The 22742-nt window shown below is 69.5% G+C and carries 19 protein-coding genes and 6 pseudogenes; 17 read left to right on the top strand and 8 right to left on the bottom strand.

Annotated features, from left to right (window positions below):
* The first annotated feature begins 78 nt into the window (after nucleotides 1-78).
* The 7 genes and pseudogenes from AC4OXY_RS04035 (at nucleotide 79) to AC4OXY_RS04005 (ending at nucleotide 3374) form a co-directional block, all read left to right on the top strand.
* Nucleotides 79-768 (top strand): GntR family transcriptional regulator, encoded by a 690-nt coding sequence (locus tag AC4OXY_RS04035; RefSeq protein ID WP_356038985.1) that lies wholly within the window; start codon nucleotides 79-81, stop codon nucleotides 766-768.
* Nucleotides 769-977: 209 nt separating this feature from the next.
* A pseudogene (locus tag AC4OXY_RS04030) lies at nucleotides 978-1082 on the top strand (transposase); the annotation flags it as partial.
* A gap of 31 nt (nucleotides 1083-1113) precedes the next feature.
* Nucleotides 1114-1425: pseudogene (locus tag AC4OXY_RS04025) on the top strand (MBL fold metallo-hydrolase); the annotation flags it as partial.
* A gap of 162 nt (nucleotides 1426-1587) precedes the next feature.
* A complete protein-coding gene (locus tag AC4OXY_RS04020) occupies nucleotides 1588-1782 on the top strand; it encodes a carboxymuconolactone decarboxylase family protein (protein ID WP_491994775.1) in 195 nt (64 codons plus the stop codon).
* Nucleotides 1783-2157: 375 nt separating this feature from the next.
* Complete coding sequence (locus AC4OXY_RS04015; protein WP_491993170.1) at nucleotides 2158-2310, top strand: DUF1427 family protein; 153 nt, start codon at nucleotides 2158-2160, stop codon at nucleotides 2308-2310.
* Nucleotides 2307-2552, top strand: a complete 246-nt coding sequence (locus tag AC4OXY_RS04010; RefSeq protein WP_356038974.1) for a DUF1427 family protein — start codon at nucleotides 2307-2309, stop codon at nucleotides 2550-2552. Before AC4OXY_RS04015 ends, AC4OXY_RS04010 begins: the two co-directional genes overlap by 4 nt.
* 27 nt (nucleotides 2553-2579) lie before the next feature.
* Nucleotides 2580-3374, top strand: a complete 795-nt coding sequence (locus AC4OXY_RS04005; RefSeq protein WP_491993169.1) for a DAPG hydrolase family protein — start codon at nucleotides 2580-2582, stop codon at nucleotides 3372-3374.
* Between the two features lie 115 nt (nucleotides 3375-3489).
* On the opposite strand, the gene AC4OXY_RS04000 is transcribed toward AC4OXY_RS04005, so the two are convergent.
* Nucleotides 3490-3633 (bottom strand): hypothetical protein, encoded by a 144-nt coding sequence (locus AC4OXY_RS04000; RefSeq protein WP_491993168.1) that lies wholly within the window; start codon nucleotides 3631-3633, stop codon nucleotides 3490-3492.
* 196 nt (nucleotides 3634-3829) lie between these two features.
* Between AC4OXY_RS04000 and AC4OXY_RS03995 the strand changes: the two genes are divergently transcribed.
* The gene (locus tag AC4OXY_RS03995) at nucleotides 3830-3979 is read left to right on the top strand and encodes a hypothetical protein (RefSeq protein WP_491993167.1); all 150 of its coding nucleotides are present in this window, start codon (nucleotides 3830-3832) and stop codon (nucleotides 3977-3979) included.
* On the opposite strand, the pseudogene AC4OXY_RS03990 reads toward AC4OXY_RS03995, so the two are convergent.
* Nucleotides 3943-4263 (bottom strand): annotated as a pseudogene (locus AC4OXY_RS03990) (NF041680 family putative transposase); the annotation flags it as partial. The gene AC4OXY_RS03995 and the pseudogene AC4OXY_RS03990 sit on opposite strands and share 37 nt — an antisense overlap.
* Here AC4OXY_RS03990 and AC4OXY_RS03985 point away from each other — a divergent pair.
* A complete protein-coding gene (locus AC4OXY_RS03985; protein ID WP_491993166.1) occupies nucleotides 4193-5014 on the top strand; it encodes an IS110 family transposase in 822 nt (273 codons plus the stop codon). The pseudogene AC4OXY_RS03990 and the gene AC4OXY_RS03985 sit on opposite strands and share 71 nt — an antisense overlap.
* A gap of 190 nt (nucleotides 5015-5204) precedes the next feature.
* On the opposite strand, the gene AC4OXY_RS03980 is transcribed toward AC4OXY_RS03985, so the two are convergent.
* Both AC4OXY_RS03980 and AC4OXY_RS03975 read right to left on the bottom strand, forming a co-directional pair.
* Nucleotides 5205-9035, bottom strand: a complete 3831-nt coding sequence (locus tag AC4OXY_RS03980) for a non-ribosomal peptide synthetase family protein (protein WP_491993165.1) — start codon at nucleotides 9033-9035, stop codon at nucleotides 5205-5207.
* Nucleotides 9036-9775: 740 nt separating this feature from the next.
* Entirely contained in the window at nucleotides 9776-10201 is a 426-nt protein-coding gene (locus tag AC4OXY_RS03975) for a helicase associated domain-containing protein (RefSeq protein ID WP_376295582.1), read from the bottom strand.
* 290 nt (nucleotides 10202-10491) lie between these two features.
* Between AC4OXY_RS03975 and AC4OXY_RS03970 the strand changes: the two genes are divergently transcribed.
* The gene (locus AC4OXY_RS03970) at nucleotides 10492-10887 is read left to right on the top strand and encodes a hypothetical protein (protein WP_376295581.1); all 396 of its coding nucleotides are present in this window, start codon (nucleotides 10492-10494) and stop codon (nucleotides 10885-10887) included.
* A 64-nt stretch (nucleotides 10888-10951) separates the two neighbouring features.
* Nucleotides 10952-12048, top strand: a pseudogene (locus AC4OXY_RS03965) (helix-hairpin-helix domain-containing protein); the annotation flags it as partial.
* Nucleotides 12049-12169: 121 nt separating this feature from the next.
* Here AC4OXY_RS03965 and AC4OXY_RS03960 read toward each other — a convergent pair.
* Nucleotides 12170-12790, bottom strand: a complete 621-nt coding sequence (locus AC4OXY_RS03960; RefSeq protein ID WP_356040391.1) for a class I SAM-dependent methyltransferase — start codon at nucleotides 12788-12790, stop codon at nucleotides 12170-12172.
* A gap of 98 nt (nucleotides 12791-12888) precedes the next feature.
* Here AC4OXY_RS03960 and AC4OXY_RS03955 point away from each other — a divergent pair, with 98 nt between their 5' ends.
* Both AC4OXY_RS03955 and istB read left to right on the top strand, forming a co-directional pair.
* Complete coding sequence (locus tag AC4OXY_RS03955; RefSeq protein WP_402067959.1) at nucleotides 12889-13881, top strand: Mu transposase domain-containing protein; 993 nt, start codon at nucleotides 12889-12891, stop codon at nucleotides 13879-13881.
* A pseudogene (gene istB / locus AC4OXY_RS03950) lies at nucleotides 13878-14666 on the top strand (IS21-like element helper ATPase IstB). Before AC4OXY_RS03955 ends, istB begins: the two are co-directional and overlap by 4 nt.
* A gap of 83 nt (nucleotides 14667-14749) precedes the next feature.
* Here the strand turns inward: istB and AC4OXY_RS03945 are convergent.
* On the bottom strand, nucleotides 14750-15772 hold the full coding sequence (locus tag AC4OXY_RS03945) for a S66 peptidase family protein (protein WP_376295577.1): 1023 nt from the start codon (nucleotides 15770-15772) through the stop codon (nucleotides 14750-14752).
* A 577-nt stretch (nucleotides 15773-16349) separates the two neighbouring features.
* Nucleotides 16350-16484, bottom strand: a pseudogene (locus tag AC4OXY_RS03940) (IS256 family transposase); the annotation flags it as partial.
* Between the two features lie 216 nt (nucleotides 16485-16700).
* On the opposite strand from AC4OXY_RS03940, the gene AC4OXY_RS03935 reads away from it, so the two are divergent.
* The 4 genes from AC4OXY_RS03935 (at nucleotide 16701) to AC4OXY_RS03920 (ending at nucleotide 21860) form a co-directional block, all read left to right on the top strand.
* Complete coding sequence (locus AC4OXY_RS03935; protein ID WP_376295576.1) at nucleotides 16701-16997, top strand: hypothetical protein; 297 nt, start codon at nucleotides 16701-16703, stop codon at nucleotides 16995-16997.
* 1160 nt (nucleotides 16998-18157) lie between these two features.
* Nucleotides 18158-19696 carry an ArnT family glycosyltransferase gene (locus AC4OXY_RS03930; RefSeq protein WP_491993164.1) on the top strand — a complete coding sequence of 513 codons (1539 nt, stop codon included), beginning with the start codon at nucleotides 18158-18160 and terminating at the stop codon, nucleotides 19694-19696.
* A 199-nt stretch (nucleotides 19697-19895) separates the two neighbouring features.
* Nucleotides 19896-20489, top strand: a complete 594-nt coding sequence (locus AC4OXY_RS03925; protein ID WP_491993163.1) for a hypothetical protein — start codon at nucleotides 19896-19898, stop codon at nucleotides 20487-20489.
* 327 nt (nucleotides 20490-20816) lie between these two features.
* Entirely contained in the window at nucleotides 20817-21860 is a 1044-nt protein-coding gene (locus AC4OXY_RS03920; protein ID WP_362823956.1) for an SGNH/GDSL hydrolase family protein, read from the top strand.
* Between the two features lie 515 nt (nucleotides 21861-22375).
* On the opposite strand, the gene AC4OXY_RS03915 is transcribed toward AC4OXY_RS03920, so the two are convergent.
* Nucleotides 22376-22549 (bottom strand): hypothetical protein, encoded by a 174-nt coding sequence (locus AC4OXY_RS03915; RefSeq protein ID WP_356039123.1) that lies wholly within the window; start codon nucleotides 22547-22549, stop codon nucleotides 22376-22378.
* Nucleotides 22550-22742: the final 193 nt, after the last annotated feature.

Genomic DNA, 22742 nt, shown 5'->3' with positions numbered 1-22742 from the left:
ACGAGGAGGGCCGCCTCAGCCACTCCCATTAGAATATATAACATCTAGTTTTGTGGAGTGGCTCGCTAAGATGCCGGGGTGGCACTGAAACGAACCTCTCTCCCTCGTACCGCCGAGGCCGCGGCCCTGGTCGAGCTGCGCGAGGCCATCGTGCGCGGCGACCTCGCGCCCGGCGCACCGATCCGGCAGAGCGCAGCCGCCGAGCAGCTCGGGCTGAGCGTCATCCCGGTGCGCGAGGCACTCAAGACGCTCGCGGGTGAGGGCATCGTCACCTACGTGCCCCAGCGCGGCTACACCGTCACCGAACTCAGCCCCGACAGCGTCAGCGGCATCTTCCGGGTCCGCGAGCTGCTCGAGGCCGAGGCCGAGCAGTGCGCGGCGGCCCGGCTGCGCGAGCAGGACGTCGCGGCGATGCGCACCGCCCTTGTGGAACAGGCCGCGGCCGTCGACGCGGCCGACGCCCTGGCCGTGATAGGCGCCAACCGGCGCTTCCACTTCGCCCTGCTCGAGCGGTGCGACAACGAGTGGCTGCTGCGCTTCGTCACACAGCTGTGGGAAGCCCTCGAACCGCACCGCGCCCTGTCCTACCGGCGGGCGGCCGCCGTCGGCGACCACGAGCGGGCGCGGGCCATCCTCGATGAGCACGAGGGCATCGTGTGTGCCTTCGAGCAGGGCGATGTCCCGCGCGCGCTGCGCCTGCTGGCCGCCCACCGCAGCGGCGGGCAGGGCGACTTCCGGCGCCTGCTCACGCCGCCCGAGCACGGCTGAGCGCTGCACCGTCTAGATCCCCTCCAGCGCCGTCGCGTTGGTCCTCGGCCCCAGCGCGGCCACGGCGACGCTCAGCGGTGGCGGGCATCGATCGCGGCGTCCAGGACGGCCCGAGTAGCAGGTGTGGCGTTGGCGTATCGGCCCACGAGTGCTGGACCGGCCGCGAGGAACTGCGTTACGCGGCCGTCGTGACTCCAGACAAGCGGCTCAGCGCCTTCACCGACGACGGCAACCTCGAACGCACCCTCCGGCGGAGCCTACGACACATCCAGCTCCGCCCCGCCCTGATCGACGGCTGCCTGGCCGGCACCGGACGGCGCCGGACCGCTTCCGGGACGGCCGGTCGCGGTGCCCAATCACGGCCACACCTCCGGTCACGCCGCCTTCCACCTGCCGGACTCCCACGCAGTGATCACCGGAGACGCCCTGCTCACCGCGCACCCGACCTCGCTCTTCGACGGACCACAACTGTGCCCCTGGTTCTTCGCCCATCCGCTGCAGGACGCGCTGGCGGCACTGGTTGCCCTGGAAGTCCTCGACGCCGACGTCATTCCCACCGGCCACGGCGACCCCCTGCGCATGCCCATCGTGAAAGCCGTCGGCATCGCCCGCCTCCACGCACACGACAGCGGCTGCGCCCCATCACGGAAGGCATGAACCACCATGGCATGCATCGACCTCCCCGACCTCGCCACGATGCCGGACGCGGACCGCGCCGCGTACGACCGGTTCCCGGCAAACTGACCGGCGGACTGCTGTGCAGACGGCCGAGATCGCCGACGGCTACCTGTTCCTGGGCACAGCCTTCCCACGACCCCCCTGGACCCGAAGCTCCGCGAGCTGGTCATCCTCCGGGTGGGCGCACCCAGCCACAGCGCTCACGAGCGGATGCAGCACATCGGCATTGCCCAGTCCGTCGGCGTCACCGACGGAGAAGTCGCCGCGCTGGAAGCCGGCCGCATTGACGAGCTGACCGTGGAGCAGGCGGCCGTCCTGTGGTTCGTCGACGAGTAGCACGCCCCCCGAAGGCCACCGCCGCATTCGATGAGGCCGTCAAGGCACTGGGCGAGCAGGGAATGGCCACGGTCGCCCTCCTCGCGGGCCACTCCATGATGACCGCCCGGCTCCTTGAGACCCTCGACATCGAACTCGACGCCGAACCCACGAGCTGGGAGTCGGCCCGCGCGTAGGCGTCCGATCGGGGCCGTGGCCTCGCAGGAGATGTCCTCCTTCACTCCGTCGGCCGTGCCGGCATGCGTCTGCACCGGCCATTGAAGACTATCGATGCGAAGGACAGAAGCTCAGGGAAAGTAGGCCTTCGCGACGGGTCGCTCCGTCCACATCGCTGGGTGGCCAGGTGGGCGGCGTCGTGATCGCAGGAGGTGAAGGGTGCTCTCGTACGCCCGGGCACTGGGTGCCGGAATCGGCCTCGGAATCATGTACGCGCTGATCAGGGTGCCTTCCCCGGCGCCGCCTCCGGTCGCGCTGACCGGGCTGGCCGGCATGCTGATCGGCTTCGGCATTCTCGAAGCGATCGCATGAGCCGCGCCGTCGTCCGCTACGCGCTCTCCCTCGGTGCCGGCATCCTCGCCGGATTCCTGTGCTGGCTCATGGGCGTGCCTACCCCGGCCCCGCCGTGGATTGCGCTCGTCGGACTGGTGGGCATCGTCATCGGCGAATCCGGGGGACGTCTGCTGCTCACCCGGCTGCGCCGCCGACCCGGCACTACAGCCGATGCCCCCGCTCCGGACGGCGGCGAGTCCGCTCGTCACGTCAACGACTGACAGAAGAAGGGCGTTGCCATGCTTCCCGTGACCTACTATCCAGTCGCCACCCAGGATCTGTTCCGGCGCAACAGCGAACGCATCAAGGGCAAGCCGTACGCCAAGTACTTCAACGGCGACCTGTGGCTCCACGACGACGTGATGCCCGCCATCCAGGGCGCCATGCCCTCCAGCGCTGCCATCACCAGCTCGCCCGAGGACCTCAACACCCTGCTGGACGCCGGCTACCACAAGGTCGAGACCGGCTTCTGCATCACCGACGACGGCCACCCGTACGTCACCAGTCTCACCCGCTTCCCCGGCTGCACACCGGAGATGTTCACCTGGTGGTTCTGGTGGCACTCCGTCGAGCCCGAGCGCTACTCACTGTGGTACCCCTACAACCATCAGCAGGCCATCCCCCGCGACCAGGACATCCTCACCCGGCCCGGTGTCGCCGACATCGATCGCTACATCGGCAACACCCACGACATCATCGAGTACATCGGCCCCATGCGCTCGGAGCTGACCATCCAGTTCCGCCACCCCTCCGAACTGGGCTTCGACACCAACCGCTTCGCCGGCTCCGAGATCAGAGCCCACGCGTGCGGCAAGCTCAGCATCAACAACGGCGTCATGCTCCACCTCGTTCGTACCACGGCCGACGGTTTCGAACTCCGCAGCCGATACATCTTCGACCGCGGCAAGACCTACAGGACCGACGAGGAACGTGCCGAGGCACTCGGTTTCGCCTACGAGATGCTCTTGCACGACCAGACCGAATTCACCCACCTGTCCACCTTCCTGGCGTCCATCTACCAGGAATTCGGCAACCAAGGATGAGCCGCCGGACTGGTCCCGGGCGGCCCGCCGGACAAAGAAGTATCGCCCTCCCCACCCGCCGGCCGGAGGCCCCGGTGGCGGATCCCGTCGTGTCCGACGTCGTGTCCGATTTCCGCTAGCCCGGGTCTCCGGTCCGGCGCAGACCGGACGGTGTGAATGGCCGCTGCCCGAGCAGCGCCGCCAGGCCGAGCGCCGCGTCCGAAGCGGCCATCCCCGTGTCGATGGTGCCCGTCGCCAGTTCGTCAGCGAGCGCGAGCACCTTCTGGCAGTTCTCATACTGACGCCGCTTGCATGTGCCTGAGTCGATTTAAGGCGGGAACGGTTGACAGCCGCCACGGGCAAGCCGACTGGCCTCGACATCCGCCACGGGAGGCGCAACTGCATGGTCGAGGCGCAGACCCGGCCGGGCGTCGACACGATCACGGGACAGAGCCGCCGATGGCACGGACCTTGCCGTGGTCGAGGCCGCGCTCGGCGACCCGTCCTGTACGCCGGAAACCATCAGCACCATCCGGGAAATCGGTGAACGCTGCGGTGTGTCAGTCAGGATGAAATCAGACGTGCTGCACTACGCGGAGCAGGCCTCCATGGTGGCCGTCGGCTGACGGCCACGGTGGCGTGAGGAATCGGTCACCTTCTTCGAGCGCGTGCCGCTGGAGATCGTTGAGAACGTCAAGTGACCGACGCACGGACGGACAGCGTGGCACCTTGCCGGGCCAGGCGCCCCGAGAGCTCCAGGTGTTGAGGGTTTTGGTGCACGGGCCGGACAGTGCAGGTGCGGGCGGAGGTTCCGAAACTCCCGGCGAACGCGGGCCGGGGTGAGCCGTGCGGGCTTGGCCGGTTTCTCCCAGGGGCGGCGGAGGTCCGTCGTGGCTTCGCGGGTGTCTCGACAGAGGCGTGTCCGGGCGGCGGTGTTCCCGAAGTCGACGTGTCGGCAGTGGACGTCCCGTCGTCCGGCAGTGAGGAGCGAACTCGTGATATCGCTCGGCGTTGACCCGCACAAGTCCGCTCGCACCGCTACCGCCGTCGACCCTGCCTCGAATCAGCAGGCCGGTTCGCTGAGGATCGAAGCAGACCTCGCGGATTACCGGCGTCTCCCGACCTGGGGTCGCCGCTGGCCGCAGCACAAGTGGGTGGTGGAGAACGCCAATGGGCTCGGCCGGCACCTGGCCCAGTGGCTCGTCGCCCGCGGCGAGACCGTCGTGGATGTACCTGCCTCGGCGACCAGCCGCGTCCGTCAACTCACCCGTGGTGGCGGCCGCAAGAACGACCGGATCGATGCCGCCGCGGCTGCCGCGGCCCACATCGACGGAGACAGGCGTGAGGTGAACACGGACGATCACACCACGGCTCTGGCCCTGCTCGACGAACGACGCGTCAACCTCGCGCAGGCTCGAGTTCGTACCGTCAACCAGTTGGACGCGGTGTTGCGTGATCTGCTGCCCGGCGGTGCCCCGCCGCAGCCGTCGGCGCACCAGGCCGCCGCGCTGCTGCGTACCGCCCGCCCCGCCGGCGACGTCGAAACGGTCAGCAAGCACCTGGCTGAGGCCTGGTCACGGAGATCCGGGCGCTGGACGAGCGGCTGGCGGAGAATGCCGTACGCATGGAGGAACTGGTCGATTCCGCAGGCAGCACGCTGATGAACACGCCCGGCGTCGGGCCGGTGCCGGCGGCACGGCTCGTCGGTCGCGTCGGACGTGCCGGCCGGTTCGCCATCTGGAACCAGTCACCTGCGTGCCGACCACGGCCGGAACACACCACCGTCACCGGCCTCACCACGCCCGGGCACACCCCTCAGCATCCAGCACACGGACAACCTGACAACGCCGTTCAGTGGCCCATCGCGGTTCGGGTCGCGGTGAGCAGTTCCGGCAGGCCGTGGGGTTTCAGGATGCTGTAGTGGTCGCCCTGCAGTGGGACGACGGTGGGCGGCGTGGCCGAGTATGCGGTGTGGGACTCGATGAAGGAGTAGTCGTCTCCTCGGGCCTTGAAGAGGGTGATGGGTGCCTGCACCGTGCGTTCGGTCAGTTCGCGGAAGGTGTAGTCGAACTCGTAGGTGATGGTGACGATGCGGGTGATGCGGCGGATCGTGTCCTCGTCCAGGGACGGCAGCTGATCGTGGATGCAGGTGACGAAGCTGTCCTCGTCGTGGGTCCGTTCCAGGCAGGCGTCCAGGGCGGGGCCGTGGATCGTGCCGGTGAAGACGGAGAAGAGGATCGTGACGTACGCCGGGTTGTCGTAGGACGCCTCCCGGCCGTGGGTGTTGCCGTTCTCCTGGCGGACCTTGGGGTTGCCGGGGCAGATCAGGAACAGGCGCTCGACCTTCTCCCCGGCCTGTTCCAGCTGCCAGGCCGTCTCGAAGGCGATGCGGGCACCGAAGGAGTAGCCCCACAGGGTGTAGGGGCCGCTGGGCTGGATGCGGCGGATCTCCGCGAGGTCCGCGGCGGCCGTCTCGCGGATGGTGTCGTACGGGATCTCTCCGGCGTTGATGCCGTGCGCCTGGATGCCGTAGAAGGGGCGGTCCAGGTTGGCCTGCTGGCCCAGCAGGCGCAGGTTCATCGGGTAGCCGCCGAGGCCGGGCCAGCAGAAGACCGGGGCGAAGCCGCCGTCCCGGGCGAGCGGGATCATCCGGGAGGCCGCTGCGGTCGCGTTGTCGTCGACGCGGGCGGCCAGGTCGCGCAGCTTCGGTGTCTCGAAGAGGACTTGGAGCGGGAGGCGGGTGCCGAAGTGCTTGTTGATGCGGTTGACGAGGGCCACGGCGATCAGTGAGTTGCCGCCGCAGGCGAAGAAGTCGTCCTCGCTGGAGACGTCCTCGTACTTCAGCGCCGTGCCCCAGACCTCGGCCAGCCATTGCTCGGTCGGTGTGGCCGGTGCCACGCACACGCCGGGCTGCCGGGCGGCGGTCACCTCGGGGGAGGCGGCCAGGGCTTTGGTGTCGACCTTGCCGTTGGCCGTCAGCGGCAGTGCGTCGAGGACGAGGACCCGGTTCGGGAGCATGAAGTCGGGCAGGGAGCGGGCCAGTTCGTCGCGGATCATCTCCGCGGGCCCCTGGGTGTGGACCGCGTCCTCGTACATGTCCTCGCCGGCCACCTGCTCGTCGCTGACGCGGCCGCCGAGGAAGAAGTACGACGGGCCGGCGGGGATGCCGGCCGAGCCGAGGATGTCGTCGAGGCGGCGGGCGGCGGGCAGCGGGTGCCCGGACTTGGAGGAGTAGCCCGAGGACATGAAGCCGAAGCCCGGCGTGCGCTGGAAGTGGTGCAGTCGGGTGCCGAGGGCGATGTACTCCAGCCAGGGTTCGGCGGCCCGGCTGACCGCGCTGATGGCGAAGCTCGCGCGGGCGTACACGCCCTGGTTGATGGCGATGACGTGCCGGGCCTCGATCAGCTCGTCGCCGATGCGCTCCAGCGCCCCGTCGCGGTAGCGGTACTGACCGCCGGGCAGGCCCTGGATGCGGCCCGGGTGGGCCTGGACATACAGCTCGGTGGGGTCCTGGCGGGGCCGGCCGTCGTTCGCGGTGATCTCGAAGGTGCCGAGGTAGTGGTCCTCCTCGGCGACGTCCAGGACGTCCTTGACCGGCGGGAAGTGGCCGAGCGGGGCGATGGTCAGACCGTGGGCGGGCAGCACCCGTTCGAACACGCCGAGCATATGGCCGGTCTCGAATTCCAGCACTTCCTGGATGTTGGTCCGGTAGACGGGTTCGATCGCTTGCCGCTTGCCGAGGAAGTGCACCAGCAGCCCGCCGTCCGGGCAGCGGCCGGTGCCGCCACCGACGCGGACCAGGCTGTGGTCGACCGGATGGTAGTAGTACACGCCGGGCGCGAGACCCGCGACGCCACCGGACTCGACGTACAGCTGGGTGGCGTACAGGGCGCCCGGTGAGGCGTAGGAGTACTTCGGCAGCAGCCGTTCCTCGCTGTGGAACTGGCCGAACCAGCGCAGGATCCGGCCCAGTTCGGCCGGGCTCAGCTCGCTCAGCGGCCGGGAGGACTCCGGGACCGGGCGCGGTGCGAGCACGGCGAGGAGGTCCTCACGGGTGACCGGGCCGCCGTCGTAGAAGCGGTACGTCTTGCGGGCGAAGGTCTCCCGGCGCTGCACGGCGGTCTCCGCACGGCCGGGCAGGGCGATGGCCGGGCGGCCCGCCAGTTGGGCCGGCTCGCGCAGGCCCGGGTTGGACAGCTGTGCCTTGACCTGGAGTTTCGACGCCTTGGACTGGTGGTGGGCGCCGTGCGAGCCCTGGTCCATGACGGCTGCCGTACGGGGGTTCAGCTCGACGCACGCGACCAGCGCCGGATGGCCGGTGCGCACCTCGTCGGTGACGATCGCGGCGGCGCGGCGCACCCAGGTGTGCTCCTCGATGCGCGAGGCCACCTCCTCCAGCTCCACGCGATAGCCGCGCAGCTTGACCTGGTTGTCGGCGCGGCCCGCGAACTGCAGGGTGCCGTCCGGGTTCCACAGGCACACATCCCCCGTGCGGTACAGGCGCTCGCCCGGCTCGAACGGCGAGGCGACGAAGCGCTCCAGCGTCTGCCCAGGGCGGCCCAGATAGCCACGGGCCAGCTGCGCGCCGCCCAGATACAGCTCGCCGGCCACAGCGATGTCGACCGGTGCCAGGTTCTCGTCCAGGACATACGCCGTAACGCCGGTCACCGGTACGCCGATGGGCACCGTGCAGGACGTGCCGCCGTCGATGGCCGCGGGGTCCACCTCGTGGAAGGTGGCGTTGATGGTGGTCTCGGTCGGCCCGTAGAGGTTGACCAGACACGCGCCCGGCAGCCCGTGGAAGAAGTCGCGGGCCAGTTTGTGGGTGAGCGCCTCGCCGCCGGAGAAGACACGCCGCAGCGAGGTGCAGGAGGCGAACTCCTCGGTGTCCAGGAGGGCCTGGAGCAGCGTCGGCACGCACTGCAGGTGGGTGACACCGTGGGCGCGCACGGCCTCGGCGATGGCCTGCGGGTCCCGGTGGATGCCCGGGGTGCCCATGACGACATGGGCACCGGCGGCCGGGGCGAGGATCTCCCACTGGGCGGCGTCGAAACTCATGGGCGTCTTCTGCAGGATGGTGACCTGCGGTCCGAGATAGCCGCGGGAGGCGAGCCAGCGAAGCTGGCTCTCGACGGCCCGGTTCTCGATCCCCACCCCCTTGGGCCGGCCCGTGCTGCCCGAGGTGTAGATGACATACGCGAGATGGCCCGGCTGCCCCTCCAGTGCGGAGGCGCGCTCACCCAGGCCCGGCGTCACCTCGTCCGACGTGAGCACCAGGACGTCCCGGGGGGCCATGGCCGCCAGACGCTCGCGCAGGTGTTCTTGCGTCACAATGACGGGCGCCCCGGAATCCTCGATCATGTAGCGCAGCCGGTCCTCGGGGTAGTCCAGGGACAGCGGCAGATAGGCGGCCCCCGCGCCCAGAATGCCCCACACCCCGATCATCAATTCCAGGGACGGCTCGGTGAACAGACCGACACATGTCTCGGGGCCGACGCCGAGCCGGGCAAGACGGTCACCCAAGTCGCGGCTCTGCCGGTCGAGTTCACGGTAGCTGAGCCGTTCGTCGCGGAAGGTGACCGCCGTGGCCTCTGGACGCAAAGCGGCCTGCCGGGCCAGCAGATCGGGCAGACACAGGCCCGTGAGAGAGGTGCCGGATATCAGTGCGCTCACAGTCCTCATGGCATCGTCCCCACGTAGGTGTGCTCGATGGGTGGCGACGGCGGGCACCGGGCGGGAGACTTCTGCAGATCTCCCGAGCCAGTACGGCCCGGCAGCAAGACGTGCGCGGGAGGTCTTCGGCAATAGCTGCAGTCAGGATCGGGAGCACCATGCCTCGCAACCTGCGCGGGACCAGCGCAACGCGATACTCCCTGACAGCGTGAAAGGCCGACCGCCGTGACAAAAGCATCCTCGCCCCGGAAACCTTCGCCGGGACTCGCTCAACGCCTCCGTTCTTGCCGCCGTGCGCCGGCCGCCAGCCGAACAGGCGGACGGGGCCGAGTGGAACACTGACAACGTTGTCGGTGGAGCGACTCCAAGTGTACGACCGGGACATCGAACAAGCAGGTCGAACGGATCCGGTGAACACGCGACAAGGAACGGGCACGGAACGCCGACGTTCTGGCTGACACGGCACGCGAATCCCGCGGCGACCGGATCCCCCTCGAAGAGGCGGCACCAAGGCAACCCTAGTGAGCCCTGGTGCCACCTGCCGCGGCTCACTCACGTCCAGGTCACTCCAAAGAGTGGGGGAGAGGGGATTGACTGATGGGCCGTACAGGGCCCGTGCGGGCATTGTGCTGCGTCCAGGGGGCCGCGACACCCCGCTCGAAGGCCCCAGAGCCCGCCTTTCGGACTTCGGCGGGTGCTTCCTGCTCCGGCGGGTGTGGCACGACGCCGACTGTCTCCGGCAGCTCGCGCTACTTGGCCATCAGGCCCTGCCACGTGTTGTGCCGGCGTTGCCTGGCGAGCCGCTTCCCGATGTCCATGCGGTGGACCGTGACGCCGGGCAGGACGTCCGCTTGGCCCTCTTCCTCGCCGACCAGCTCGCACAGCGCGGCATAGTGCCGCTGCCAGTCCGGAGTCCAGTCCGGGTTCCAGTGCTCATCGACCGCTTCCAGCGCGGCCTTCCACGTCGAGTGGCCGTTGAGGGCCCCGGGCCGGCGCAGGTTGGACAGTCGCTGTCCCACCGGTCGGTCCAGGGCGGTTGCCGTCCTGGGTGCGCGCAGGGTCCAGTGGACCTCGTAATACGCGCGGGCGGCCTCCAGGTTCTCCTCGAACCGCTCGTCGGCGACCGACCAGACCATGCCGAGCTGCTCCAGCCGCCCGGCCCGTTTGCCCGTCATCTGCCCAGCTGAGTAGGCGCGCCGCTGTTCGGCGAACCACTGGCCGAGCGGGTGCGCCCTCCCCGTGCCCGTACGGCACCCGCGCGTGCCCCGCCCGCTTCGTGAACGCCTTGGTTATGTTCATGAGAACGAACAGCAGATGGGCGCCACTTCGGGAGGACCGCTGTCCGGCGCTGTCCGATTGAGGCAGCGGCACTCGGGGTTCAACATCCGCGGGCGCCGCGCCTGCCATTGCCGCCCCTCCGGGTCATCGATCACGTCTGGCGGGAGCTAGGTGCGATCCTGCACGCATGAATCTTCTCGGCGACGCGCACCTGCGTACTTGGACGCTGCGTTTTGTGGCTCTCCTCGCAGCCGACCCTCAGGCTCAGCTTGCCTGGCTGGGTGAACGGGAGCTGGAGACAGAGTCTGTCGTTGAAGAGGTGGAACTCCTCTGCCGCATCTCCGAGGGACTCGCGGAGCGCGGAGCCGTTGAACCCGAGAATCTGCGGGATCTTCAGGCCATCGGCCGTTGCCTCGCCGAGGCCGAGGCCGTATGCCGCGTCCCCCTCTGGGCCAACGCCCTGGTCACAGATCCGGTGTGGGACGCAATACGTCCTCTCGCCCGCCAGTTTCTCCTCACGACGCTGGGCGACTGGCGTCAGCCACTGCCACGCCCCCTCCACCCGCACACGGGCGACCGATGAGCACATCCAAGCCGCCTGAGCGACTCTGACGCGGTGAGCCCCCGCGGCCGCCTTATGGCGAGACGCCGACCAGCAGGCCGCCGGATCGGGATCGCGGACCCCGTGCTGGGCGATCGCCTACAAGCTGCCCGCCGCCGAGAAGATCACCCGGCTGCTCGAAGTGGAGTGGAACGTGGGCCGCACCGGAATCATCGCCCCGCGCGGCGTCCTGGAACCGGTCGAGATCGACGGCTCCACCCTCACCTACGCCACGCTGCACGACCCGGCCGACATCACCCGCCGCGATCTGCGTCTGGGCGACCACGTCATGGTCCACCGCGCCGGCGACGTCATCCCACGCATCGAGGCCCCCGTCGCCCACCCGCGCACCGGCGCCGAGCAGCCCATCGTGTTCCCGTAGGTGTGCCCCCGCGATGCGGGTCCGGCATCGACACCACCGAGGAACGCTGGCGCTGCGAGCAGGGCCGCAACTGCCACCTGGTCGCCTCCCTCACCTACGCCGCCGGCCGTGACCAGCTCGACATCGACGGCCTCGGCACCACCCGTGTCGTGCAACTCGTGGAAGCCGGCCTGGTCACCGATCTCGCCGACCTGTTCGCCCTCACCCGCGACCAACTGCTCTCACTGCAGCGGATGGCTGAAACGAGCAGCGACAACCTGCTGGCCGCCCTGACCCAGGCCAAGACTCAGCCGCTGTTGCGGGTGCTGTGCGCACTCGGCGTCCGCGGGACGGGCCGCTCCATGTCCCGGCGGATCGCCCGGCACTTCGCGACCATGGACAACATCCGTGCCGCCGACGCCGACGCCCTGCAAGAGGTCGAGGGCATCGGCGCCGAGAAGGCACCCTCCATCGTCGCCGAACTGGCCGAACTCGCCCCGCTCATCGACAAACTCGCCGCAGCCGGAGTGAACATGACGGAGCCCGGCGCCACGTTCGCTCCGACCGCCGCAGACACCGGCACCGAGGGCGCGACCGCGGCCTCCACTGCGGCCGCCGGCCCGCTCACCGGGATGATCGTCGTGGTCACCGGCGCGTTGACCGGGTCGCTGGAACAGCTCAGCCGCAACCAGATGAACGAACTCATCGAACGGGCCGGCGGCCGCTCCTCCTCCAGCGTCTCCGAGAAGACCACCCTGGCGGTCGCAGGCGACAACGCCGGGCGCGGATCACCTCCACCTCGCACATGTCTTCTCCGTCGGCGCCAAGACCAGCCTCCGCTATACGACCGCGGTCGCCGTCTCAGCTGCCGAACACGAGTCGCGTACCTGCTGAGCTGGAACTTTATGGGCGGCGTGCCCAGAACAGGGCATGTCCGCCGTCGCCCTCAGGGACGAACTCCTCCCGCTCGACCGTCAAGCCGGCCTGTTCGATCCACTCACGGTTGGTGGCAGCATCCGCATGGCTCCACCACATCGGGGCGCCGCCCCCGAGCCAGTTCTCCTCGATTCCGGTCCACTCGCCGTGTCCCGTGGTGGCCACGAAACAGCCTCCCGGGCGGAGCCACCCAGCAATCTTCCGCAGCAGGGGCGGCTGCTCGGCCAGTGGAATATGGATCAGGGCGAAGAAGGAGACGATGGCGTCGAAGGACGCGGCGCCGAAGGAGACAGCCGTGGCATCAGAGTGGATGAACTCTGCCTCAGGTACCCGCTCGCGGGCCCGGCGGATCTGCACCTCGCTGATGTCTATGCCGGTGACCCGGTAGCCGGCGGCGGCCAGAGTGCGTGCGACCGGCACCCCGCTGCCGCAGCCCAGGTCCAGCACCGTCCCACCGGCCGGGATCCGCTGGCACAGGTCACCGAGCAGTGACTGGTACTTCGTCTCGGCGCCGTATGCCTCGTCGTAACGCAAGGAGACGGCGTCGTACCCACGTCGGACCAGGTCCTTGGGATCTGTGATGTCCACGGTCGAGACGTTAGCCAGTGGTCCCAGCCAGGGCGAACAAATATCTCGACACAAGCTGAACCGGAGTGCCCATACAGGCCGCCTGCCAGCCTGGACCCGTGGGTTCGCCACGAGGACCTCTCAGAATTCGCGAACTCGCGGAGGTTCGGCTTCACCCCTTCTACTGCGAGCCCGGACTGCGCGGCGCCCATGAGAAGGGCGGAGTGGAGGGCCAGATCGGCTGCTTCCGGCGCAATTACCTCACCCCCGTCCCGCGAGTGGAGACGCTGGAGAACCTCAACGGGCAGATCACGGCGTTCGAGGAGCGGGAGCTTCAGCGGCGGATCGGCTCACGGATCCGCACCATCGGCCAGGACTTCGTGCGGGAGGCGCCGCGCCTGCTGCCGCTGCCGATGGATGCGTTCGAGACGGCGATGACCTTTCAGCCGCGGGTCGACCGCTACAGCCGGATCACGGTGAAGATGTGCTCCTACTCCGTCCCGGTCCGATTCATCGACCACAAGGTCACCGTCCACCTGACCGGCGACATGCTGGTCGTCTTCGCGGGCCGCCGCGAGATCGCCCGCCATGCCCGGCTCGCCGGCCGCGGTCTGGAGCACCTGGTCCTGGACCACTATCTGGAGGTGCTGCTGCGCAAGCCCGGCGCCCTGGATCGCTCCGAGGCACTCCACCAGGCCCGCGCGGAGGGCACGTTCACCGCCGAGCACGAGGCGTTCAGGGCCATGGCCCAGCGGCAGCTCCGCGAGATCGATGGAACGAAGGCCCTGGTCAGAGCTCTGCTTCTGCACCGCCATCAGCAGCACGCGGACGTGCTGGCGGGCCTGAGGGCCGCCGTCGACCTGGGCACCTGCAGCGACGACGTGGTCGCCCTGGAAGCCCGCAAGGCCGCCCAGGCAGCCGGCCGGGCGCCCACCGTCACCGCCACACCGGCATCGGCGGACCCGACGGAACTGTCAGATCCCCAGTTGTCGCAGGTCAACCATTTCACCCCACGCCGTCTGGCCCGGCCCCTGCCTGAGGATGCCCGCCCGCTGTCCCGCCTGGAGCAGTGGGACGAACTGCTGAACCTGCGCCGGAAGGATTCGTCATGACTGCCGCCCATCACGCGCTCACCGCCCAGGCGTCCGACGCCGCGATCGACACCGCCTGACGGATGCTGCGGCTGCCCACCATGCGGGCGCAGGCCGCCGACACCATCGCCCGCGCCGAACGCGAAGGGCTCTCCTACGCCGGATTCCTCGCCGAGCTCCTGCTCGCCGAGTGCGACGACCGCAGCCGCCGCAGGGCCGAACGCCGCATCCCGGCTGCGCACTTCCCGCGCGAGAAGTCGCTGCGCGAGTTCGACTACACCGCCAACCCCAATGTCGATCCGGCCGTCATCTACAACCTCGCCACCTGCGACTGGATCGCCAAGGGCTACCCGCCGTGCCTGATCGGGGACTCTGGCACCGGCAAGTCCCACCTGCTGATCGGCTTGGGCACCGCGGCTGCCATGGCCGACTTCCGCGTCCGCTACACCACTGCGGCTTCCCTGGTGAACGAGCTCGTCGAAGCCGCCGACGACAAGCAGCTCGGCAAGACCATCGCCCGCTACGGACGTGTCGACCTGCTCGAAATCGACGAGCTCGGCTATCTCGAACTCGACCGCCGCGGCGCGGAGATGCTCTTCCAGGTTCTCACCAAGCGCGAGGAGAAGAACAGCATCGCGATCGCCTCCAACGAGGCGTTCACCGGCTGGTCAAAGACGTTCACCGACCCGCGGCTATGCGCGGCCATCGTGGACCGGCTGACCTTCAACGCCACTTTGATCGAGACCGGAACGGAGTCCTATCGACTGGCCCGCACCAAGGCGAACATGACCAACGGGCTGAAATAGCCCTGAGCCGTTCCCCAATACTGTCGCCGTACTCGCATTGCGGCGCGTGTTGCCGAGGCTGTCGGCCCGCTGGCCTACGTTGCTCATCCGCCCGGTTCGGTCACCGTGACCGGGCGTACCGCCGGTTCGAGCAGCGACAACGTTCGCTGCTGCGCGTCGAGGGCGACGCGGATGCCGACCGGCATCGGCAGATTCGGTCCGGCATGTCCGAACTCGACGTTACCCAGGACCGGGATGTCACGGTCGCCGAGGACGTCGAGGACGATCTCGCGCAGGGTCGGGGCCCCGTCGGGCGAGTCGAGTCCGTCGATCGCCTCCGGGATGCCCACGACCATGCCGGAGATCCGATCGAGGATGCCCGCGTGCCGCAGTACCTGCAGATAGCTCCACATATACGCTGCCTGGCCGCCGCTCTCCTCCCAGAACAGCACCGCGCCGTCGAACCACTCGGGCGGCAGCGCGTAGGGCGTCGCCTGCGCCAGCACGATGCGGTTGATCACCCCTCCGATCAGGCGGCCCTCGGTGCGACCAGCACGCCAGCACTCCCACGATGGAGTGGACGGCAGCGCACCGATCGGCTCCGTACCTGTCAGCAGCGTCGAGTAGAGCTTTTCGAGTTCCGCCCTGCGTGCTGCGCTCGCGCGCTGCCAACGCCCGCCGATTCCAGGGGTGGCCACGTCGGTATGGAAGCCGACCAGACCCGTGCGCGCGTAGAGCACCAGATGCAGCAGCGAGATGTCGCTGTAGCCGAGGATCGGCTTGGGGTCGGCCACGATCGCCTCGACATCGATCAGGTCGAGGTAACCGAGCACCGTCTGGCCGCCGTCATGCGCGATGATCGCGCGCACTTCGGGATCCCGCAGAAGAGCATTGAGCTCTTCGGCGATCTCCGTCGGCCGAGCCGCACTCCACCAACGGTGCCGTCCCGCTTCGAGGAGCGGCGCCCGACGCACGCGGAACCCCATCCGTTCCAGCACGACCACCGCCTGCTCAAGGTCGGGCTCGTAAACGGCATGGAGCGGCCCGGACAGCGATGCGACAACGACGAGATCTCCGGGCCTCAGCGCACGAGGACGAAGCAGTTCAGGCAGCGCAGTAAGGATCACCGAGGCAGTATCCCGACACCCTCAGCACCACGCGACACGTTTACCGGCGTCCAGCCACGAAGCCCCCGGGCCCAGAGCAAGCCGCCTTCCGGGGCCACTTGCCGACGCCTGATCTTCGCGCATCCTCCCCAAAGGGGGGCCCGTTGGAGTCGCCCTGAGTGGAGCCAAATAGCGCCGCCCTAGCCAACCGTGCTGCCGGCCGCGGCGATCGTGGTCGCCACGGCCACCGGCCCCCCGGTCTGGCTGGTTGTCTGCACCGCCGCCCTGCTACTCGCCTACCTGCTCGTCACCGACGCCTGGACAGTCGGTGTCAGCGCCCCGCCCGGCCACCCGCAGGCGACACCCGCACCGACATCGCCGCCGCGACCGCAGCGGTACTGCTCGCCGCCCAAGCGCCGGTCGAGGGCACCTCATGGGCACGGCTGCCCGCTTCACTCGCCATCGCCGCGACTAAGGCCTGCCTGGTACTGGCGCTGCGCACCCGTCGCAACCCGCCCGGATGACTGCCGAGACTACTGGCGGGTTTGGCGCTTATCCCGGCGACACCCCAAAGATCGTCAAGTGGGGCTTCGACGTTGCAGAGGGCATCGGCCTCCGCGGACATGAGCGCGTCGGCGAACGTCTTGACGATCGCGCGCAGCAGATCGGGACTCGCCGCTGCGAGGTTGTCCTCGGCGAGGGCGTGCAGGGGCAGACTGTCGGGTGCGGTCATCGTGCTGATCTCCTTCGAGCTTCGACACCTCGAAGATCAGCCGGTGGCCGTTCAACTATGCGGCCCTCACCCCGACGCCGGAGCAAACCCCCGTATCAGGTCGAACCCGTACACCACTTCCTTACTTCCTTGGACGCAACCTGATCGCTCAGTTGGTGTGCAGGATGAGTACCCATACTCAGGTGTATCTGCGGATGGGGCGGCACGCTGGCGGACATGCAGCGTCCTTCGGTGTGGTTGGATCTTGGGCTCACGATCGCGCTTCTACCGGTGTCGGTCATGCTTATTGTCTGGCTCGGGATGCATGTGATGTTCTCGGGTGATGACTTCGGATCCCCCGGCATTCGCACTGCCCAAGCCGGGCAGCGCGGAGCGTGGATCTGTGGTTGCGCAGCGGTCGTGGCGGGAGGTGGGTTGATGGGCCTGCGGTTGTGGATCGCTGGGTCCGTTCACCTGCTCGTTCTCGGTGCGGCGGCTGTTCTGTTTGCCGGCGTTGCTGCTCAGAATCGTTGATCACAGCAGTCGCCGGTAACAGATCAGAGCGCTGGCGAGGCCGACGAAGGCGGAGGAAGCGCTCGGCCTTGCGCTCGTAGGGGCGGTGCAGGCGGCGGCAGCCACCCAGCCACGACAGCGTGCGTTCGATGGGCTTGACTGCGTGAGCGGTTCACGTCCCATCGAGACCCCCGAGCGTGTGTGCAACCGGTGCAACTCACTTCTTACTCTGCGCCCTTGCCCGGTAGAGCGCAGCGGAGTTGAGTGATTACCGGCCGTCCGGTGATCGTTCCCGATCGGCCAGTTGACGGCCTGCCGGTCCCTTTCACCCCCTAGGGGGACCGGCGGGCACCGCGGACGACGAACGAGGCCTGACGATGACGACGCGCGGCACATCTTCCGGCCCGGGCGCCCTGGTGGACGCTCCCGCGCTGCACCTGGACCAGTTGAGCGACCAGCAGCGCACGGGCCGCTCGTGATGCTGGTGCAGCGGCACCCCCGACCCGCGGTTCCCCGTGCGGCTGGGCCGACCGGCAGACACGGTCAGCGCGGACCTGCACGCGTGCGAGCCCTGCGTCGGCATGTGCGGAGTCCCGGCGGCCGAGGCGGACGCGTGGGTGCCGGCGAGGACTTCCCGGCCGGGATGGACTCCTGGACATCGCGTGACTAGGCGGACTACCGGGCCCGGGTCGCGGACGGTGAGGGCAGCGCGCGGGCGATCGACCCAGTGCAGCGCCGCCGGAAGCGGGCCGAGACATCGCAGGTCGGTGCGCGGTGACCGGTACAGCGGTGACACGTCCGGCCGGGGTCGGGGACCTGGTCCGGGCCACGGCGCGTGGCCGGGCGGAGTTCTGACGGATGTGCAGGGCGGTCTGCCGTTCCTTCGGCCCCGGTACGGCGCAGGCGAGCCGTGGCCCACAGTGTGGGCGGCGGTCGAGCAGGTGGCCAGGCGCGGATCGTGGGAGGCGACGTGACCGGCCGTCACTGGGCACCGGCACCACCCGGCAGGGCCGCTCAGGCCTTCACGAGTTGACCCGAGGGGCCGCCCGGAAGCGCTGGTCGGGGGTGCTTCACCTCGCGTGGACTGGGTGCGTAGGGTACGAGCGGCCCGGGAGCGCGCGCCGGGTCGCCCCCGGACGGGCGATGCGACCGAGGGGCCGAGGACGGGGGGGGTAGCGGGGATGACGGACGCGACGGATGTGGGGCGGCGTGCGGACGGGGAGGCCGGCGGGGGGATCGCACCGCTGGACCGGCGGGTGTTCGCCGTCGCGGGGGTGGTCTTAGCCGTGCTGATGGCGCTGTCGCCGCGCTACGGCTTCCATATCGACGAGCTGTACTTCCTGGACTGCGCTCGGCACCTCCAGGCGAGCTATGTGGACCAGCCGGCGCTGGCGCCTCTGCTGGCCCGGGTCTCGCTGTCGCTGTTCGGGGTCTCGGAGGCGGGCCTGCGGCTGTGGCCCGCGCTGGCCGCCGCGGGCACGGTGGTCGTGGGCGGGATGACCGCGCGTGAGTTCGGCGGCGCGCGGCGGGCCCAGTTGCTCGCGGCGGTCGCGACCGCCACCATGCCCGTGCTGCTGGGCGGCGCGCACGTTGCCAACACCACGTCGTACGAAGTGCTGGCGTGGGCGGCGATCGCGCTCGTGGTCGTACGGATCGGCCGTACCGGCGACACGCGGTGGTGGCTCGCTGCGGGAGCGCTGGTCGGCATTGGCGCGGAATTCAACCACCTCGCGGCTATTTTCGGGGTCGTGCTGCTGGCCGCCGTGCTGCTGGGGCCGGCCCGCCGGACCGCGGTTGACCGCCGACTCCTCGCGGGCGCCGCGATAGCCGTGCTGCTCGTGCTGCCGGACCTGTGGTGGCAGGCGCGGCACGGCTGGGCGATGTTCGAGATGGCGCGGGCGCTGAACGGGAAGAACGGGGGCCCGGGGAACATCCTCACCTGGATCGTGGGGCAGTTCGGCATGGCCTGTCTGGCGATGACGGTGCTGTGGGTAGTGGGCCTGCGGTTCCTGTGGCGGTCCGGCCGGCCGCTGTGGCGGTGCCTGGTGACCGCGTACGCCGTGCTGTACGTGCTGTTCGCCGTGACGACCGGAGCGCAGGTGTACTACCTGGGCGGCCTGTATGTGTGCCTGCTGGCGGCCGGGGCCGTGGGACTCGACGGGTGGCTGCACTCCCGACCGGGCCGGCTGCGCGGCTTGATGGTCGCAACCGCCGTCTCGACTGCGCTGCTCGCCGTGATCGTGCTGCCGGTACTGCCGCCCTCCGACGTGGCCTGGACGTACGGCATCAACTCGAATTCGGGGGAATCCCTGGGCTGGCCCCAACTGGTGGGCACCCTGCGGCAGGTATGGACCGGTCTCCCGCCCGAGCAGCGCGCGAACGCGGTGATCTTCACGGCCGACTACGGCGAGGCCGGCGCCATCAACGAACTCGGCCGCGGTACCGGGTTGCCCACCGCAGTGAGCGCCCACAACACCGACTGGTGGTGGGGTCCCGGCAACCCTGACGCCACGACCGTGGTGGCCGTCGCACCCGGCCCCGACCACGCCCCCGAGTACGCCGCCCATCTGCGCCAGTACTTCCGGCACGTCCGCGTGACCGCCACCCTCTCCAACCCCTACGGCGTGCACAACGTCGAATGGGGCGGCCACGTCTACGTCTGCACAGGCCCCCGCCGCCCCTGGGGCAAGATGTGGCCCGAACTGCGCAACTACGCGTGACGGCCCCGCCCCAGCGGCAAGAGCCGGACGGCATGAAGCGTCCTGACCGCTGCACCACTGGGTGTTCTGCGCGGCCGACGCCGCGACCCCGGCCTGGACGACCAGATCGTGGCCGCCGAATCTCCGCCCACTGCGTGGACATCAGCGAGCCGAAGACCGTGCGCGGCCTGGAGCCCGGCTACCGCCTCCACACCGCACGGTGGGCGTTGTCCGACCTCCCTGCCCGGCGCCGCCCACCGACCCCCGCGCACGACCCGGACCGGCAGCCCCGGCCGATCCCAGCGTCCCGGCTGCGCCCCGGACCCCGGACCAGACGGCGGGGGAGTGGGAGATCCCCCGCCTCCCGCTGAGCTACGACCGGGCTGTTCTCGCCGGCGCGGTGGTGCGGGAGAAGCTGCGCACCACCATCGACGCCGGCGTGCGGGGCCGGAGGTACGACGTCGTCGCGCACCAGCAGGCGGCGATGCCCGAGCAGCTGCTCGCGCCCCCGGCCGCCGCCCCCGGGCGCGGCGACCAGGAGCCGGAGGCCGGCCGGCAGGAGGAGGTCGGCATGACGGCGCTGCGGGCTCTGTGGGAGTCCCGTACCGACGTGGAAGCCCTCGATCTCACGGCCAAGCGGCTCCGCCACCTCAGGGACGTTTTCACGGCGGCGGCCGACCGGGTCCGCGCCACCATGGCACGCTACGCCGAACAGGACGATGCCGATGGAGCGCACCCGGCGCGCCAGGACGACCAGCAGGCACACCGCCCGCAGGAGCCCGGACCGTACCGCGGCCGGGAGACGGGCCACTGAGTGGCTCCGCGTGCGGAACAAGGTCAGGCTGTCCGTCGGCACCCCCAGGCCCCTCCTGGCGCGGTCCGATGCCATCAGCTGTCTGTGGCACCTCTCTTCGGTGTCATGGGTTGGCCACCGGCGCATTCGCCGTGGCCAGAACCTCAGCGCAATACGCCTGGGTGGTTTACCCGGCGCGCTCGCCGGTCGGTCGCATGCCCCCAACTACCTTCAACGCGTAGCCAATTGGCTACTACGAGTGAACGGAGACTGTGGATGCGTCCGATGTCTATGGGCCGACTGGCAGCCCTCGCCTCGACAGCCTTGCTGGCACGTCCTGGAAGATCCATGCGACACCCCGTCTCCCGCCTGCGCGCGCGAGCACTGGCCGTGGGACTCGCCCTGGCGGCGTCCGCGCTTGTGCCCTCGGGCTCCGCTGGTGCGGCTGATCGGTACGAGTGGGCCGCGCTGGGCGACTCGTACACCGCCGGCGTCTTCGTCGGGGACCCGCAACCCGCACTGGGTGATACATCGCGGGACGGCTGCGACCGCACCACCGACGCCTACCCCGGCGATGTCGAGCGGGAGCTCGACGAGTTCCCGCCGGGCAAGCCCGTCCACCTGACCAACGTCAGCTGCGGCAACGCCACCATCGCCAACATCGCCAAGGACAAGCAGACGCCGATCAGCCCGGTCCAGCCCCCCGCCGCCGGCTGGCCCGCAGTGGACCCGCAGATCAAGCGGGCCGGCCTCAACGACCAGACCGACGTCGTCACCATCGGCGTCGGCGGCAACAGCCTGCCTTTCGGCGGCATGCTCCTCAAGTGCCTCGAACAGGGCACGAGCGGCAAGTCCTGCCGCGACTACTACACCAATCCCCCCGAGGGGGAGGAGAGCATCCAGGACAAGCTCGCCCGGGTCCAGGACGAGTACATCGAGATGCTGGCCCAGGTGCACCAGGCCGCGCCCAACGCCAAGGTGATCACGGTCGGATACCCGGCCGTCCTGCCGGACAAGGGCAGTGACTGCAACCGCGCGTCCCTCACCGAGCTCGGCTCGATCACCCACGCCGACATCGACTGGCTCCGTGACGACGTCCTCAAGCCGCTGAACAACACGATCCAGCGGGTCACGTCGTTCTTCGGCGACCGCTACGTCGACGTCTACTCCTCCAGCGTGGGCCACGACGCCTGCCAGCCCGCTGACACCAAGTGGGTCGAGGGAATCTGCGGCAACGCCGCGGACTATTGGCCCGCCAAGGTCCCCGGCACGCTGCTGAACTGCACTCTCGTCGGCAAGCGCGCCACCCTGGTCCACCCCAACGCCGCAGGACACGCCAACACCGCCGCCCACGTCGAACGAGCCATCCGCATCGCCCTTCTCGAACGCTGACCAACCAGTCCGAACCCCGCCACCAGAACCACGGCACCCGCACGGAAACGCGGCCCGGGGCCAGCTGACCCGCCAACAAAAAGACCGGCGTCTTCCGGAGACCGGCACTTGCCAGAGCCCGCCGCGCACCTAGCGCGAGATGTACCCGGAAGCCGCCGGACAGGCCCACGCCGACTTCGCCGCCCTCACCGGCGGCGAAGTATGGGCAGCCCCGTAGGCCCCCAATTGGCCAACAGAGTCCACGACCCGTGTCAAGGAGAAGCGCACGCTGCCCTCAACCGGGCCGTTCCACCGCATTGAAGCCACTCGATGCGCACCACTGAGCCTTCGCCATCTTCGAACGTGCTGGTCAGAGGGGCTGGTGTGACGTGCGGTCGGGGTGCCCGTGCTGGTCGTGGGCGGGAGTTGGCAGTCTTGATCGTCCGGCGGATGGCAGCGGTGCGGCTTCGCCGGTTTCTCCGCGTCGCGGGCCCGGCTGCCCGAGTCGGGCGGCGGGGCCTTGTGCGTTGCAGCGGTCAGCCGCCGGTGAAGTCGCCCGGTCCGTGGACGTGCTGCGCTGCGGCAGGCTGGGCCAGGCCGCCGGTCATGTCGCCCGGTCCGTGGACGTGCGTGAACGCGAGCCCGGCGACCGCGAACCCGGCCAACGCGACTGCGGCGACCATGCGCCGGAACAGCGTCGAACGCTTCATGATTATCCCGTTCTGTGGTGGCGAGGGCTCCAGTGTGCGCAATGGCTGGGGCGGACGAAACGGCTCCGCCAATCGGATCCAACCGGAAGCCATGGGGCGGCAGTTGGTGGCGGACAGGACTGGCATGCATCCCGGAGCAGGCGACAGCGCGTCGCGGCACTGTGGCCCTGGGAGCTCGACCGCATGAAGGCCC

This window comes from Streptomyces sp. HUAS MG56 (assembly GCF_058673395.1).
This window is presented reverse-complemented; position numbering and strand designations above follow the sequence as displayed.